Raw genomic sequence first — 15688 nt, forward strand, 5'->3', positions numbered from 1 at the left:
CGGCGGGCGGTACCCGGGTACGAACGACCGGCACCCGGGGCCAGCCGGTCGGGCTACCCGGGGTCGGCGGGTGCGACAGCCGCGATCGTGGCTTGCGGCCGCTGGACGCCGTCACTGGGCCGCCGCAGGCGCTCGACCTCCGTGAAACCCGCCCGCGCCAGCCGCTCGGAGAACGCGTCGACGGGCCAGCGGTAAGCCGTCACGACCTTGTGGTCGAAGGCCTCGACCTCGTCGCCGTCGACGAAGCCGACCACCAGCGCGCCGCCCGGGGCCATCACCCGCCGAAACTCGGCGAGCACGACATCGAGGTCCGGTGGCGGCAGGTGGATCAGCGAGTACCAGGCCAGGATGCCGGCGACGGACCCGCCGGCCGCGTCGAGGCTCCCCATCGACCCGAGCCGGTACACGCCATCCGGATGGGCCGTCCTGGCATGGGCGATGAACTCGGGGACCAGGTCGATGCCCGTCGCGTCGACGCCCATGGCGCGCAGGTGAGCGGTGAGGTGGCCGGGTCCGCAGCCGAGGTCGAGCACCGTGCCCGGCCGGACTGCCAGGTTGCGCCCGATCAAGGCCAGGTCATCGGCGTGCACCTGCTCGGTCGTGCCGAACAGTTCGATGTAGAGGTCCGCGACCGACCCGTACGACTGCCGCACCTGCTCCAGGTTCATCGCGCGACTATACGGGCCGCGCCCGGTAGGGAGTCGGGCACCGCCCGAGCGTGCACAGAGGACAGTTGTCGGCTATTGGACGCGGGGCCACCTTCTGTTGATCTTTTCGCTGTGACAACTTGCTCCTATCGAGGCGGCGCCGGTGTGGGAGCTGATGGCGTGAGCAATGGATGGTCGCTTTTCTTCGCAATGGCCGGACTCATCGTCAACGGCGTCGGCATCGGCTTCATCGCAATACAGGTGACCCTCGCGAGGAACGCTGAAAAGAGGGAGCTGACACGCGGACGCAAGGAGTCGACCACCGACGCGTACGGCTCGACCCAGGAGCATCGGGCAGCATTGCGAAAAGAGCTCCCCGACGACTGGGACAAAGCGGAGGTCGCCGCGTTTCTGGCGCGAATCGACAGCGGCGACGTCGCCGCTGTCACTGCCCTCAAGGAGTACCTCGGCCACCTCGAGACCCTTTCCGTGGGCGTCGCCAGCGGGGTCTACGACATCGAAGTGATGGACACCCTCTGCGGTCCACGGCTCATCAACGCCGTGAAGCATTACCGGCCGTTCATCGAGGCCAGGAGCAAAGAGATCGAATACGAGGGGTACTGCGCCGAACTTCTGTGGTTGTCCAAGGAGTTGCAGCGAAAGAACTTCAGCCGGTCGCCCTACGTCCCCTTGGCGGAAAGGACCCGCCGGTCGCGTCCCGCCATTGCGGAAGGTCCGTCCTGAGCCGGCAACAGCGTCGACCGTCAGCCCAGCGTCCGGAACGGGGCGAGGGTGGCGCGGATCTGGTCGGCCGCGCCCCAGTCGTCGTCGAACTGGGCCAGCACGGCCAGGTGCTGTCGCAACTGGACGATCGGCATGCGGGCCTGCCAGCCGCTGTCGAGGCCGGTCAGCTCCGCGTAGACGGTGAAGAAGCGCCGCGCCTCGGGCGGGGGAGCGGTGGTCCACACGTGGGCGAGGTCGACCTCGGCCCACATGTAGGAGACCGCCGGGTCGATCAGCGCGGGCTGCCCGTCCGGGGTGGCCAGGACGTTCTGGGCCCACAGGTCGCCGTGCGTCAGGCATGCCGGCCGGTCCGGCAGCAGGTCGGGCAGCTTGTGACACAGCCGCTCCAGGGCCGCCCGGTCTTCGCGGTCGAGGGCGGCCTCGACGCGGGGCTCCCCGAGCCAGCGCAGGAGCCGGTGCTGTGCGAAGAAGGCGAAGCCGTCCTCGTCCCAGGTGTTGGCCTGCCGGCGGCGGCCCAGCCAGTTGTCGCGGTGCCACCCGAAGCGGGGATGGGTGGTGCTCGTGTGCAGGCGGGCGAGCACGTGCGCGAACCGCTCCCAGAACGTCTCGCTCCGGGGCCTTGGCGCGAGCATCGACAGCACCAGCAGGTCCCGGTCCGCGAGGATCACCTCTGGCGTCGCCACGCCGCCGAGCTCGCGCAGGGCGGCCAGCCCTTCCGCCTCCGCCACGAAGACGTCGTCGGCGGGCGTGTCGGCGAAGGCCTTGACGAACACCGGCGGCGCGCCCCGGCGGGTGGCAATGCCCGCGAGCGCCGCGAGACCACCCGCCGCCGGCTCCACGGCGACGACATCGGGCATCTTCGCCCGAAGCAGGCGCTCCAGCAGGAACGCCGTCGAACCCGTCACGACAGCCTCCACTCCGTCCGGGTGCTTGTCCGCAAGATCATATGGAACCGGTCCGGCCCGCCCCCACCCCGCACCCGCCGGGGCGCCGCCGGCGACGGTCCGATGAGGACGGTCGCCGCTCTTCCAGCGAACGACCGGGTAGGGAGTGGCCCATGCGCCCGCCGTCGCGCCGCGTAATGACCAGGCTCCTCGCCGTGGCCGCCGTGCTGGTCGTGGCCATCGCGACAATGCTTGTCCTCCGGCTGCTGCGCGACGAGCCACCGGCCGCCGCGGACGGCCCGGCCGCCGACGTTCCGCGCGATGTGTACGCGTTCCTGAGCGAACACGAGCTTGGTGTGGTCCGCGACGCCACGGTCGTCGGCCGCCAGCTCGGCACCTACGCCGGCGCACCGCACTGGACGACCGACGGGCGGTACGCCTTCGCGGTCAGCGCGGGATCCGGCGGCGAACAGGTGGTCGCGATCGACTGGGCCGGCACGGTCACGTCGGTGCCCTGTGGTTGCCGCACCGCGGCGCCAGGCCCTGGCGGCCGGATCGTGTGGGTCACCGGCGGAAAGCTGATGAGCCTCGCTCCCGGCACGACAGCGGCTCAGGTCGACCCGCGTGCCGTGCCGCCGCCACCGCCCGCCGCGTTCGACCCGGCGGCGGTGGGCACCGACGGCGAGCGGGTCTTCCTCGCCCAGGAGACCGTCGCCTCGGCCTCCATCAGCTCCGACGCCCTGCTGGCCGTCGCCGCCGGCGGGAAGGTCGACACGATCGAGGCCGACACCGGGACGATAGTCCTGATGCGACAGTCCGCTGTGGACCGGGACGCGCCGGTGGCGTACACGGTGGAGCATCGCGACGACGCCTGCCGCATCCGCCGCGACGTGCACCTGCTGGCGGGCAACGGCCTCGTGACGGTCACCGACGCGAAAGCGGCGGGCGGCGACGGCCGGGACGCCGGCCGCTCGGTCGACGACATCTGGTGGGGCCGCGACGGTCGCCTGTACGCGACGATGTCGAGCTGGCGCTGCGTCCAGTCGCCCTCCAGCGAGCGGGAGTCCGTGGGCCCGCACGCCCTGTGGCGGCTCGACGGCGGCGCCTGGGTCGCCGTGGAAGGCACCGCGAGCCGCGCCTGGCGCCAGCTCGCCGCCGACCACCTCGCGGTCATCGAAACCGACGGCGCCCTCTACAGCGAGCGCGGCGGCCAGCGCACCCACCTCGCCGACAAGGTGGTGGCCATCCACGCACCGCCGGTCGCCGGACCCGCCGACTCCGCCATCACTCCCCGCGGCCGCCCCGTGCCCACCGCCGCACCACTCGTGATCACCCCGGACGGCGTCGGCGCGGTACGACTCGGTGCGCCCTTGTCCGGCGCCGAGCGAGCCGGACTGGTGCACGCACGAGAGGACGGCGACTGCACGACCTGGGAAGGGCAAGGCGAGCTGGAGGGCATGACCGTGTACCCGGACCGGGCGGGAAACGCGTCCTACATCTGGATCGTCGACGGCGACCTGAAAACCGCAAACGGCATGGGTATCGGCACGCCCGTCAAGGACCTGCGGGCCACCTACGGCCCGGCCGTCCGCGAGTACGTGTCGCCCTCGACAGACCTCTATCGCGGCTACTTCGTCGACGAGGCCGGCAACTCCATCGTCTTTCTGACCGGTGGCACGGACGCGGTGCAGAAGATCCTCATCGGACCGACCGAGCCGATGCAGGGGTTCGTCGACGCCGGCGAGGTGTACTGCTGATGGGGGCCGGACGGAAAAGACGCGTACGAACGGCGGCACAGCCGGCCCAACCCTGGTGGCGCTCCGGCCCCGCGAAGTGGATCGGCACCACCCTGACCGTGGTACTGACCGGCGTGCTGGTGGGCGTCATCGGCACGTGGATCGACCGCCGCTTCATCTCGCCGGCCGCACCCGCGGCCGATCCGGGCGCCACGGCGCCCGCGTCCCCCGGAGCCGCGTCCTCCGGATCACCGGCGGAGGATGCGCCGTTTACGGTGGCGGTCTCGGCCGGCGGCTACGCCTGCGGCGGCGGCTGGCTCATCGAGCAGGCACCGGCCGCCCTGCCCAAGCCCCGCAAGGAGGGGGCGACCACACCCGACTGGCCGGCCTGGGCCGAGTCTGCCAGCGGCCTGCCGGCCGTCACGCTCTTCGTCACCCTGACCATCCAGGGCACCAGTGACGCGGAGGTCATCCTCCATCAAATCCGGCCCGTCGTGGTCAAGCGCGCCCCGCCGCCCGCCGGCACCCACGCCCAGGTCGGCTGCGGCGGCGACCAGGTCTACCGGTGGCTGGCCGTCGACCTGGACACCGACCCGCCGACCCCGAAGGCGGAGATCGAGGAGGATGCGATCGGCTACGCCGCGCCGCAGGAACGCCGCCCGATCAAGTTTCCGTACGGGGTCACGCTGGATGACGCGGAGTCGTTCCTCGTCATCGGCAAGGCGACCCGCGACGACGTGTACTGGCAGCTTGAGATCAAATGGGCGGCGCAGGGCCGTACCGGCACCTATATCGCCAACGACAACGGTCGCCCGTTCCGGGTGGCCGGCACGGAAGCGGCCGTGGCCAAGTGCCTGTGGGAGGAGGGCGGCAACCTCTTGGAAGGCGCGAGCGACTGCCCCGCCTAGCTCAGTCTTCCCGGGTCGCCCGGCGGGTGCCGGTGACCGCGGTGCGGGGCAGGCGGCCCGCGCGGGAGTGGCCGGTCAGGGTCTGGCCGTCGACGACCACGTCGAAGTCGAGGTTCAGACGCATCGGGCGGGTCACGGACTGCCGCCAGGTCACGCGGGGGCCGTCGCAGTCGATGGCGGCCAGCGGCACCGCCTCTGAGGTTGTTGACGCGGTGCCGGTGAGCGCGCCGCCAGCGTCGCTGAAGATGTAGATCGCGCTCAGCGTGCCGATCGGGGTCTTCAGGCTGACGTCCCAGGTGCCGATGATCGGGTGCAAGGCAGCGTCCCTTCAGACCGTGACGGGTGTGCGGCCGGCGTCGCGCCACACGGTGCCGCGCCGTTCGTACTCGAACAGGGTCTCGACCGCGTGCGCGATCCGCGGGCCGAGCTCGCGTTCGAGGATGTGCAGTCCGAGGTCGAGGCCGGACGTGACACCACCCGCGCTGATCAGGTCGCCGTCGTCGACGACGCGGGCCGGCACCGCGCGGACGCCGGTCGCGTCGAGCATGTCCATGCCGAGCACGTGGGTTACGGCGTGGCGTCCCTCGATCAGGCCGGCCATGGCCAGGGCGAGGGTCCCGCCGCACACGGCCGCGACGGTCACCTCCGGGTTGGCCAGGGCGGCGCGCAGCAGCGGTACCGCCGGTGACTGGGCGAACCGGGCCAGCAGCACGGGGATCGTCACCGCGCCCTGGTCGGGGTCGCCGACCGTGGGGCCGCTGACCCCGGGCACCACGACGTAGCCCGGCCGGTCCGGATCCAGCCGCGCCGCCGCCCGCAGGCTCAGGCCGCGGGTGCCGCTGACCACCTCGGAGGGGCCGTCCGCGCAGACGAGCTCCACCTCGACCGCGCCGGCGGCCGCGTCTCCGCCGGCCGCGAGGACCTCGAAGGGCGCGACGACATCGAGCGGGTCGAACCCGTCGTACAACACGATCTGCACCAGCACACCGCAATCCTCGGCGGCGCGCGGTGACCGCGGCCAGTGGCATGATTGCCATCGTCCGACTGTTTCTTGCCGCGCAGTTCAGGAGGCACCCGGCCCGTGCACAGCGTGTTTGTCCTGGCGCTGCCGGACACGATCGCGTTCGACCTCGCCACACCGATCGAGGTGCTCGGCCGGGTGCGGCTGCCGGATGGCGGCCCCGGCTACCGGGTGCAGGTCTGCGGCAGCGAGCCGATGGTCGATGCCGGCCCACTTCGCCTGGCCGTCGACCACCGCCTCGACGCCATCGAAAGTGCCGGCACGGTCATCGTGCCCGGCCGGTACGACCCGACCGCGCCCGTGCCCGCCGCCGCACTTGACGCCCTGCGGGCCGCGGCGGCCGCCGGTACCCGGATCGCTTCGATCTGCGTGGGTGCCTTCACGCTCGCGGCCGCCGGCCTGCTCGACCACCGGCGGGCCACGACCCACTGGGCCGCCGCCGATCGGTTCCGGGCCGCGTTTCCGGCGGTGGACGTGGACCCGGCCGTGCTTTACGTCGACACCGGGCAGTTCGTCACCTCGGCCGGGGCGACCGCGGGCGTGGACATGTGCCTGCACCTCGTGCGCCGCGACTACGGCGCCGCGGTCGCCGCCGACGCGTCGCGACAGGCTGTGGCCCCGCTGCACCGCGATGGCGGGCAGGCGCAGTTCATCGTGCGCCCCGGCCCGGACGCCACCGCGGCCGGCCTCGACCCCGTCCTGCGGTGGCTCGAGGTCCACGCCTACGAGGACCTGACGCTGGCCGGCATCGCCGCCGAGGCCGGCCTCAGCGTGCGCACCCTCAACCGGCGCTTCCACGAGCAGACCGGCCACACCCCCATGCAGTGGGTCACCGCCAGGCGCATCCGCCGGGCGCAGGAGCTCCTGGAAAGCACCGACCACGGCGTCGACCGGATCGCCCACCTGGTCGGCTTCGCCTCACCGGCACAGTTCCGGCTCCAGTTCAAGCGGCTGAGCGGGGTGGCGCCGCAGGCGTACCGCAACACCTTCCGCGCTCAGCTCCCGAGCGCGGGATCCACCTCCGCGTAGGCCGGCGTCCGGTGTGGCAAAGCCCTGTTCGTCTCTTTTATCACTAACCTACCGATATGGACGAGTCTAACCCCCTTTCCCCAGTGTTCGTGGACGCGACCGGACGGCGTCGCCGCCGGATGCGCCGAGTCGGTTACCTGTTCGGTACCGCTTCGCTGGTCTATACCGGCCTGGTGGGCGCCGGGTTCTCCGGCGGGCCGATCGACCCGCACGCGCTCCTGCCGCTTCCCGACCTGCTGGACCGGCCGGAGGCCGCGCCGTCGACGCCCACGCCGGCGAAGACCGCGTCACCGCGGCCGGAGCCCGAGGCCGCGGCCGACACCCGCGTCGCGGTGGACCAGGCGGTGCCGGTACAAACGCGTTCACCGCTGCCCGCCTCGTCACCGGCCGCGCAGGCGGTGCTGACGACGCTGGCCGGCGCCGGCCCCGCGGTCGGCCCTGCGCTGGAGCATGGCGTGGCCCAACCCGCACCCGCGGACGCTCCACTCTCGCCCGAGGCGGAGCCGGCCGAGCCGGTGGACGAGACAGTGCCGGCCGAACCGGCGGAGCCGGCCGGGTCGACCAGCGAGACCGCCGCTCCGCGGTCCGAGCCGTCCCCGGACCCCGCGCCCACCGAGTCACCGGCAGCCGGCGCGGACAATGCCGCCGCGGCCTCGGAAACCCCGGAGTCGAGCCAGTCGACCGCACGTGAGGGCCGGCGGCCCAGCCCGCGCCCGGTGGCGTCCCGGTGAACACGGCCGCACCGCCCACGCCGGTGCGGCCGGTGCCGGCCCGCCGGCGGGTGTTCCGGCCACGGCGGATGGTCGTCGCCGTGCTGCTGCTGATGTTCGTGACCGTGCTGCTGGTGCACGCGTACGCGGACACCCGGTTCACCCCGACGCGCAGGGCGCTGGCGGCGACGGCGCGCGTGGCGGCGTGCCGCAGGCCGTCACCGGCGGTGGTCCGGTCATCAGCGCCGCGGGGGAGCGGTCGCGCTCGTACCGGCTGCCCTCGAAGACGATCGCGTTGACGTTCGACGACGGGCCGGATCCACAGTGGACGCCACAGGTACGGCGCGTGCTGGACCGGCACGGTGTGGACGCGACCTTCTTCGTCGTCGGCGCCCAGGTGGCCCGCCACCCGAACCTCGCGCGGCAGCTCGTCGCCGACGGCCACGAGCTCGGGGTGCACACGTTCACGCACCCCTACCTCGGCAGACTGCCGGAGTGGCGGCGGCAGCTGGAGTACGCGCAGACCCAGCTGGCGATCGCGCACGCCACCGGCGTACGTACCCGCCTGCTGAGGTTCCCGTACTCCTCGCAGCCGGAGGCGGTCGACGACGCCGAGTGGACCATGATCCGGGAGGCCGGCCGGCAAGGCTACGTGGTCGTGGTCAACGACACCGACAGCCGGGACTGGGCGCGACCCGGCGTGGAGGCGATCGTCCGGCAAGCCACCCCACCCGCTGGTGAGGGCGCGGTGGTGCTGATGCACGACGCCGGCGGTGACCGCACACAGACCGTGGCCGCGCTGGACGCGTTCATCCCCGCGATGCAGGCCCGCGGCTACCGGTTCACCACCGTCACCGAAGGGCTGCGGCTGGCCTTCAGCAACGCCGCCAACCAGGTACCGGCGCTGCAGCCGAACCCGCCGGCCACCGCGGGGCAGCGATGGCGCGGCGCGGCGCTGGTCTGGACCGTCCAGGTCGCCGACGGGCTGCTCATCCTGCTCACCGTGCTGTTCCTGGCGGCCGGCCTGCTCACCGTCGGGCGTACCGTGCTGGCCCTGGTCGTCGCGGTCCGCCACACGCGCCGGCCGCCGCGGCACCGGTGGTCCTGGACGCCGGCGGTCACCGAGCCGGTATCGGTGATCGTGCCCGCCTTCAACGAACGGGAAGGGATCGCCGGCACGGTCGGCTCGCTGGTCGGCAGCGACCACGAACGCGTCGAGGTGATCGTCGTCGACGACGGCTCCACCGACGGCACCGCGGGCGTCGTCGAGGCCCTCGACCTGCCCGGCGTACGGATGATCCGCAAGGACAACGGTGGCAAGCCCAGCGCGCTCAACGCCGGCATCGCCGCCGCCAGCCACGACCTCATCGTCATGGTCGACGGCGACACCGTTGTGGAACCCGACTCGATCCGCCGCCTCGTCCAGCCCTTCGCCGACCCGCGCGTGGGGGCGGTCGCCGGCAACGTCAAGGTTGGAAACCGGCGCGGCCTCGTGGCCTGCTGGCAGCACATCGAGTACGTCATCGGCTTCAACCTCGACCGCCGCCTGTACGAGCTGCTGTGCTGCATGCCGACCGTGCCCGGTGCCCTCGGCGCGTTCCGCCGCACCGCCGTCGCCGAGGCGGGTGGCCTGTCCACCGACACCCTCGCCGAGGACACCGACCTGACCATGGCGATCTGCCGGGCCGGCTGGAAGATCGTGTACGCCGAAGACGCCCGCGCGTGGACCGAGGCACCCGCCACCCTGGCGCAGCTGTGGAAGCAGCGGTACCGGTGGAGCTACGGCACCATGCAGGCGATGTGGAAACATCGGCGGGCGATCACCGACGGCGGTCCCTCCGGCCGGTTCGGCCGGGTCGGTCTTCCCCTGCTCGGGCTGTTCGGTGTAATCCTTCCCCTGCTGGCACCGGTCATCGACCTGCTGGCCGTCTACGGTCTTGTCTTCCTCGACCGCGGTCACACCGCGCTGGCCTGGCTGGCGATGCTCTGCTTGCAGTTCGCCTCCGCGGCGATCGCGTTCCGCCTCGACGGCGAACGCCTCCGCCCACTGTGGACGCTTCCCCTGCAGCAGTTCGCCTACCGGCAACTGATGTACCTGGTCATCGCCCAGTCCGCCGCCACCGCGCTGGCCGGCGCCCGCCTGCGCTGGCACAAGCTGCACCGCACCGGCCTTGCCACGACGACCGGAGGCAGGTAGGCCGAGGTTAAGAATTATTGACACAATGTCGGCGCTGTTTTACCTTCGACATGTCAAGTTTTTTGTACATGGGTCGGGCGGATCCTCCTCGCCCGGATCGAGAAGGGGCCACGATGCACGCGCTGACTCGTACCGCCCGGATGACCGGGCTGCTCTACCTCGGTGTCGCCATCACCGGTGTGCTCGGTTACCTGATTGTCCGCCCGCAGCTCTTCGCGGCCGACGACGCCGACGCGACGCTGGCCAACCTCGTCGCGCACGAGTCGCTCGCCCGCGCCGGCGTCGCCCTGGAGCTGGGCATGGTCGTCACGCAGACCCTCACCGCCGCCTGGTTCTACCGGCTGTTTCGCACCGTCGACTCCTTCGCCGCGGGCGGCATCGCCGCCTTCGGCCTGGTCAACGCGGTCGTGGGCCTGATGAGCGCGGCACTGCTGGCCACGGCGGTCGGGGTGTCGGTCGACCCGGTCGGCGACGCGGCGGCCAACGTCCAGATCCTGTACCTGGTCAGCGACGGCCTGTGGGGAGTGGGCGCACTGTTCTTCGGCCTGTGGCTCATCCCCATGGGCTGGTGCGTGCTGCGATCGGGGTGGATGCCGCGCGCGCTTGGCTGGATCCTGGTTGCCGGCGGTGTCGGGTACGTGATCGGCGCGTTTGTCGAGTACCTCGTCGCCGACGCGCACGTCGTCGCCGATGCGCTCGCTTATCCCGCGTCCGTGGGCGAGTTCTGGATGGTCGGCTACCTGCTCGTCCACGGCGTGCGCCGGCGGGCACTGGACCAGGCGCCGGCAACCGTTCGCACGCCGACGCCGGTCGCGGGCTGAAGCGTCGCGGCCACTATCGTTCTGGCGTGCGTATCCGATTCGACATCCCAGCTGACCCGGACTATCCGGGCCGGGTGGCCGCGGTTCTGAGCAGGGCTCGGCAGCGCAGGTACGGCTACGTCGGCGCTGTGCTGCTGGCCCTCGCGGCGGTCGGTCTGGTTGTCTCGCGGTTGGTCGAGTGGGGCGATCGGATCCTGGTGCTGTGCTTCTCGCTGGCCCTGGGCGGAGTGCTGTCCATGCTGTTTCCGCCGTGGGTGCGGTCCAGGGCCCGGCGCCGCTCCAGCCGCTACGCGGTGGAAGGCGGCTACGACATCACCGACGACAACATCATGATGTACAGCGGCTCGGAGTCCAGCGGCATCGCCTGGGACGGCGTCTCCCGGGTCGTCGACGCCGGTGACTTCTGGATCGTCTACGTCGGACGGATGCCGGCGACCGTGATCCCGCGCCAGTTCATGACCGCCGAAGACGCCGAAACCCTGAGCACCTTCATGGCCGGGCGAGGGCTGCTCAAGTCCTGAGACCGGCGGCGCGCCCGCCGACGCTCAGCGGCGCGGGCGTGCGAAACGGGCTACGCCGTAGCGGGCCACCGCCTTTCCGAGGGTGGCACCGTCTTCACTGGCGTCACGGTAGTGGATGCCGCCCCAGATGCGGGCCTGGACGAGCTCGGTGAGCGCCTGGGAGAAGCTCGTGAAGGTGCGGGTGGCGTCGGCGTCCGCGCTGTAGGCGCTGAACGTCATGGTGTCGCGGCCGAAGAACGCGGCGAGCGTGCTCATCCGGGCGCCGGTGGCGCAGGAGTGGCCGGACGGGTAGTCCGGGAACGGCGGCGTGACAAGCAGCGGCGTCCACTCCGGGTCGGGCTGGGTGGCCGGGTTGCCGTCGGTGCCGGCCTCCCGGATCGCGGTGACCGGCCGCCAGAAGCTCCACTGCGCCTTGGCCGCGAAGCACGCGATCCCGGTGTCCGCCGCGATGACGTCGACCATCGCGAACATGCGGGCGGTTTGCAGAGGGTTCAGCCGCCCGGTCTCGGCCAGCTGGCGTTTGATGTACCACTCGACGATCCGCCGGTCGTGCCACCAGATCGCCGCCTCGGTCTGGTCGGCGGTGCGTACCGTGCTGGCCAGCGAGCCGACCTGCTGGATCTCGTTGACGTCCCGCGCGTACTCGTCGCTGGCCAGTGCCGGCGGGCCGGAGGTGTACGGGTGGGAGACCCACGGCACGAGGAACGGTTTCAGGTGCGCCCCCGACGCGCCCTCGGAGGCGAAGGTGGGCGGGGTCGGGCGCCACTGGCCCGGCTCGGTGCCGATCACCCACGTCTGGCCGCCACCCACGCCGTCGTCGCGGCGTGCGGCGATCATGCGACTGGCCGCCTGGCTGCCGACGCGGACACCGCCCCGCTCGGCCGCGCCGTCGGGGACCGCGGCGAGCGACTGGTCGTACTGCTCCCGCAGTCTCTGCTCCTGCTCGGGGAACAGGCTCACGAGCACCCCGAACGCCGCGGCGGCGACGGCCGCGTCCGTCGACTCCCGGCCACTGGCCGCCGGGGCGCCCAGGTACGGCTGGTACGGCGTGCCGGCGATCGCGTTGAGGGCGTCGAAGACCGCACCGTTGACCATCGCGAAGCTGCGGGACTGCACCCAGGGCTGCTGCCGCGCGACGTCGTAGACGGCGGTCTGGGTGTTGAGGTCCCAGGTGACGACCGGGTTCGCGGCCCTCGGCGCGGCGGGCGAGGCGGACGCGGGAGCGGACGTGACGGCGACGGCGGCCGCGACGGCCACCGCACAGATGGGAGAAAACCGCATTGGCCCATCTATCGACAGCCATCGCGATCGACTCAACCGCCCGCCGCAGGTTTGGCGCCATCCGTAGCTTGACCTTGCACCGCGGCAGTCAAAATGCCCGCTGATCCGTGCGCCGGCTGGGTACGTATTCAGGGTCACCGGTACAAGGTGTGGAGGTGTCATGGATCGGGCCGCGCGGTGGTGGATCGCCGCTGGTGGCGCTGCTGTGGTGGCGGTCGCCGGCTTGGCGGTGGCGCTGCTCGCCCCCGACGAACCCGCTGGCAGCCCGGCGCCGACCGGCACGCGGGCGGCCGCGCCCGGGCCCACGAGTGCCGCGCCGCGGCGCGCGCCGGCCAGCACGCCGGCCCCGACCGCGGCGGGCTCTCTCTTCTACGTCGACCCGGACACCGCGGCCGCCGTCTGGGTCGCCGCCAACCCGGGGATCCGCGGGCTGCCGTCATCCGCGACCGCATCGCGCGCGTGCCGCAGGGCCGGTGGTTCACCCGGGACAACACCGACTCGGTACGGTCCGAAGTGGACGATTACGTCGGCGCTGCGGCTGACGCCGGCCGTACACCGATTCTGGTGGTCTACAACATCCCCAACCGCGACTGCAGCGGCGCCAGCGCGGGCGGCATGCCGAGCCACGCGGCGTACCGCGCGTGGATCGACCAGGTCTCCGCCGGCCTGGCCGGGCGCCCCGCGACGGTCGTGCTGGAGCCCGACGTGTTGCCGCAGATGAGCAACTGCCTCGACGCCGCGCAGCAGGGGCAGGTGCAGCAGTCGATGGCGTACGCGGTCCGCAAGCTCAAGGCCGCCTCCCCGCGGGCGAAGGTCTACCTCGACGCCGGCCACTCCAACTGGCTGCCCCCGGCCGAGATCGCCCGCCGCCTGGTCGGTGCCGGCGTCAAAAGCGGCGCGGACGGAATCGCCACCAACGTCTCCAACTACCGGTCCACCCGCGACGAGGTGGCGTACGCGAAGAGGGTCCTCGCCACGATCGGCGTGGCCGCCCTGCGCGCGGTCGTCGACACCAGCCGCAACGGCAACGGCCCGCTCGGCGACGAGTGGTGCGACCCGAAGGGCCGGGCCATCGGCACGCCGACCACGACGGCCACCGGCGACGCGAAGATCGCGGCGTTCCTCTGGGTGAAGCTGCCCGGTGAGTCGGACGGCTGCATAGGCGGCGCCGGCCGGTTCGTCCCCGAGCGCGCCTACGAGCTCGCGACGGCGAAGCGCTGAGCCTCACGCGGGCTCGCCGGTCAGCGGGCCGGACACCGGGTCAGATGAGCCAGCGGTCGAACCAGGCGCGCGTGCGGCGCAGGACGTCGAGCTGGTGGTTGCGTTCCCGGATCGAGTGGCCTTCGCGGGGATACACGACGTACGTGTGCTCGACGCCGAACCTGCGCAGCGCCCGGTGCAGGAACTGCGCCTGCGACACCGGAACGTTTGTGTCGCCCTCGCCGTGCAGGATCAGCACCGGCGTGTTGATCCTCGCGGCGTACGAGATCGGGCTGAGCCGGTCGTGGCGGTGCGGACCCGGCCCGTCCCAGCCGTCGCTGCCGCCGAGTGCGGCCTCGAACGGCCCTTCCTCGCCGGTGGCGGCGAGCATCCCCCAGTCGCTGACGCCGGCGCCCACCACGGCGGCCTTGAACCGGTCGGTCTGCCCGACCGCCCACGCGGCGAGGAAGCCGCCGTGGCTCCAGCCGCCGATGCCCAGCCGGTCGGGGTCGGCGACGCCACCGGCGACGAGCAGGTCGATGCCGGCGCCGATTTCGGTCCACTCGTCGAGGCCGACCGCGCCGGCGGCGCGTGCCGCGAAGTCGTGGCCGTGCCCTTTGCCGCCGCGCGGGTTCGGCAGGAACACGGCGTAGCCCGCCGCCGCCAGCCACTGCCCGGACGGGTGCCAGGCGAGTGCGAGCCGGTCGGCGTGCCGGTCGTACGGGCCGCCGTGAGGCAGCGTCACGAGCGGAAACGGCCCGTCCTCGCGGGATTGGCCGGCGGGCAGGATCAGCAGGCCGTCCAGTGGCAGCCCGTCAGCGGCCTCGTACGACAGGCGCTCCTGGACACCCCACCGGACGTCGCGGAGTTCGGGTCGCAGGTCGGTCAGGCACGCCAGCGGCCCGCCCGTGGGGCCGGCGTGCACGTTTGCGGGCCGGTAGGACGTGCTCCGCACCACCGCGACGGCGTCGCCGTTCCGGCTGGCGGTCAACGACGTCGCGAGACCGTCGACCCGGTACGCCTCGACGAGGTGGGGGCCGGCCGGATCGAGCCGGTGGACGGCGGTGTCGAGCCCGTCCGCGACAAGGACCAGCGGCGGACCGGCACCGACCTGGACCAGCTCGCTCGGGCAGGCGGTCATGCCGGCCGTCAGGTTGCGGTGCTCGCCCACCGGCCCGTTCGTGGGCACGGCGACATCGAGAACCGCCTGCCCGCCCACCAGAGCCGGCGGAGTCTTCGCGACATACGCCAGGTGCCAGCCGTCGGACGCCGGCCACCACACGAGCGACGACGCGCCCGCCGCTGCCGGGCCGAGATCCCGCGCCGCGCCGGTGTCCGGGTCGAGCAGGTGCAGACCCGGCTCGACAAGGCCTGGGTCGATGTCCGGCGTGGACCAGGTCAGTACCGCCAGCATCCCGTCGCCGGGCCGCTGGACCACCTCGACGACATGGCGGTCGCCGAACGCGCGCGGCGTCCGGACCTCGCCGCTGCGCACGTCGAGCAGCCGCAGCCGGTCCGGGCGTACCCGCTCGCCGTACACCCGCGCGTCGTCACGCTCCCTGACCCGGCGTTCGTCCTCATCGGACGGTTCGTCCGCCGCGATCACCACGACCAGGTCCGGATCGGCCAGCGGGAGGTGCCCGGAAACCCCACCGGCCCAGCGCGTGAGCGGCCGAACGGCGCCGCCGGCGAGTGCCGCCCGCTGCAGTTGTGCCGTGCCACGCTCGGCCCGGTCGGACAGGAAGTAGATCGACCGCGAGTCGGCGGACCATCGCGGCGCCGAGTCGTACGCCTCGCCTCGCGCCAGCCGCCGGGGCGCGCTGTTGGCGTCGACGGCGGCCACCCACAGCTCGCTGACCGGGTGGTCGCCGGCCCGGCCGGCCGGGGTGACCACGTAGGCGACCCACCTGCCGTCCGGCGACAGCGCCAACGCCTGCGGCACGCGACCGTCGACCACCAGCTCGGCGGTGAGCTTTACCTGGTCCACCG

The 15688-nt window shown here is 72.5% G+C and carries 15 protein-coding genes; 9 read left to right on the plus strand and 6 right to left on the minus strand.

Features of this window, described 5'->3' with window-relative positions:
• Positions 1 to 53: 53 nt before the first annotated feature.
• A complete protein-coding gene (locus Phou_RS28875) occupies positions 54 to 668 on the minus strand; it encodes a class I SAM-dependent methyltransferase (protein WP_173061451.1) in 615 nt (204 codons plus the stop codon).
• Positions 669 to 827: 159 nt separating this feature from the next.
• On the opposite strand from Phou_RS28875, the gene Phou_RS28880 reads away from it, so the two are divergent.
• Positions 828 to 1391, plus strand: a complete 564-nt coding sequence (locus tag Phou_RS28880) for a DUF4760 domain-containing protein (RefSeq protein WP_173061453.1) — start codon at positions 828 to 830, stop codon at positions 1389 to 1391.
• Positions 1392 to 1411: 20 nt separating this feature from the next.
• On the opposite strand, the gene Phou_RS28885 is transcribed toward Phou_RS28880, so the two are convergent.
• Complete coding sequence (locus Phou_RS28885; protein WP_246273927.1) at positions 1412 to 2296, minus strand: fructosamine kinase family protein; 885 nt, start codon at positions 2294 to 2296, stop codon at positions 1412 to 1414.
• Between the two features lie 152 nt (positions 2297 to 2448).
• Between Phou_RS28885 and Phou_RS28890 the strand changes: the two genes are divergently transcribed.
• Together Phou_RS28890 and Phou_RS28895 are read left to right on the plus strand one after the other, a co-directional pair.
• The gene (locus Phou_RS28890; protein WP_173061456.1) at positions 2449 to 4032 is read left to right on the plus strand and encodes a hypothetical protein; all 1584 of its coding nucleotides are present in this window, start codon (positions 2449 to 2451) and stop codon (positions 4030 to 4032) included.
• Positions 4032 to 4919, plus strand: a complete 888-nt coding sequence (locus Phou_RS28895) for a hypothetical protein (RefSeq protein ID WP_173061459.1) — start codon at positions 4032 to 4034, stop codon at positions 4917 to 4919. The genes Phou_RS28890 and Phou_RS28895 overlap by 1 nt, the downstream gene beginning before the upstream one ends.
• Before the next feature lies 1 nt (position 4920).
• On the opposite strand, the gene Phou_RS28900 is transcribed toward Phou_RS28895, so the two are convergent.
• Together Phou_RS28900 and Phou_RS28905 are read right to left on the minus strand one after the other, a co-directional pair.
• Positions 4921 to 5235: a hypothetical protein gene (locus Phou_RS28900; protein ID WP_173061462.1), complete on the minus strand. Its 315-nt coding sequence runs from the start codon at positions 5233 to 5235 to the stop codon at positions 4921 to 4923.
• Between the two features lie 12 nt (positions 5236 to 5247).
• Positions 5248 to 5904, minus strand: a complete 657-nt coding sequence (locus Phou_RS28905; RefSeq protein WP_173061465.1) for a DJ-1/PfpI family protein — start codon at positions 5902 to 5904, stop codon at positions 5248 to 5250.
• Positions 5905 to 6000: 96 nt separating this feature from the next.
• On the opposite strand from Phou_RS28905, the gene Phou_RS28910 reads away from it, so the two are divergent.
• The 5 genes from Phou_RS28910 to Phou_RS28930 all read left to right on the plus strand — a co-directional run bounded on the left by Phou_RS28910 (position 6001) and on the right by Phou_RS28930 (position 11218).
• The gene (locus Phou_RS28910; protein ID WP_173061468.1) at positions 6001 to 6969 is read left to right on the plus strand and encodes a GlxA family transcriptional regulator; all 969 of its coding nucleotides are present in this window, start codon (positions 6001 to 6003) and stop codon (positions 6967 to 6969) included.
• 56 nt (positions 6970 to 7025) lie between these two features.
• The gene (locus Phou_RS28915; protein ID WP_173061471.1) at positions 7026 to 7700 is read left to right on the plus strand and encodes a hypothetical protein; all 675 of its coding nucleotides are present in this window, start codon (positions 7026 to 7028) and stop codon (positions 7698 to 7700) included.
• A gap of 184 nt (positions 7701 to 7884) precedes the next feature.
• On the plus strand, positions 7885 to 9876 hold the full coding sequence (locus tag Phou_RS28920; RefSeq protein WP_246273928.1) for a bifunctional polysaccharide deacetylase/glycosyltransferase family 2 protein: 1992 nt from the start codon (positions 7885 to 7887) through the stop codon (positions 9874 to 9876).
• Positions 9877 to 9989: 113 nt separating this feature from the next.
• Complete coding sequence (locus Phou_RS28925) at positions 9990 to 10697, plus strand: DUF4386 domain-containing protein (protein WP_173061474.1); 708 nt, start codon at positions 9990 to 9992, stop codon at positions 10695 to 10697.
• A gap of 26 nt (positions 10698 to 10723) precedes the next feature.
• Positions 10724 to 11218 (plus strand): YcxB family protein, encoded by a 495-nt coding sequence (locus Phou_RS28930; RefSeq protein ID WP_173061478.1) that lies wholly within the window; start codon positions 10724 to 10726, stop codon positions 11216 to 11218.
• 24 nt (positions 11219 to 11242) lie between these two features.
• Here Phou_RS28930 and Phou_RS28935 read toward each other — a convergent pair whose 3' ends face one another.
• Positions 11243 to 12475 carry a vanadium-dependent haloperoxidase gene (locus Phou_RS28935; RefSeq protein ID WP_246273929.1) on the minus strand — a complete coding sequence of 411 codons (1233 nt, stop codon included), beginning with the start codon at positions 12473 to 12475 and terminating at the stop codon, positions 11243 to 11245.
• 483 nt (positions 12476 to 12958) lie between these two features.
• On the opposite strand from Phou_RS28935, the gene Phou_RS28940 reads away from it, so the two are divergent.
• The gene (locus tag Phou_RS28940; RefSeq protein WP_246273930.1) at positions 12959 to 13720 is read left to right on the plus strand and encodes a glycoside hydrolase family 6 protein; all 762 of its coding nucleotides are present in this window, start codon (positions 12959 to 12961) and stop codon (positions 13718 to 13720) included.
• A 40-nt stretch (positions 13721 to 13760) separates the two neighbouring features.
• Here the strand turns inward: Phou_RS28940 and Phou_RS28945 are convergent, their stop codons facing one another.
• Positions 13761 to 15686 (minus strand): S9 family peptidase, encoded by a 1926-nt coding sequence (locus tag Phou_RS28945; protein WP_246273931.1) that lies wholly within the window; start codon positions 15684 to 15686, stop codon positions 13761 to 13763.
• Between the last annotated feature and the right edge of the window lie 2 nt (positions 15687 to 15688).

This window comes from Phytohabitans houttuyneae, assembly GCF_011764425.1.
Classification (GTDB): domain Bacteria; phylum Actinomycetota; class Actinomycetes; order Mycobacteriales; family Micromonosporaceae; genus Phytohabitans; species Phytohabitans houttuyneae.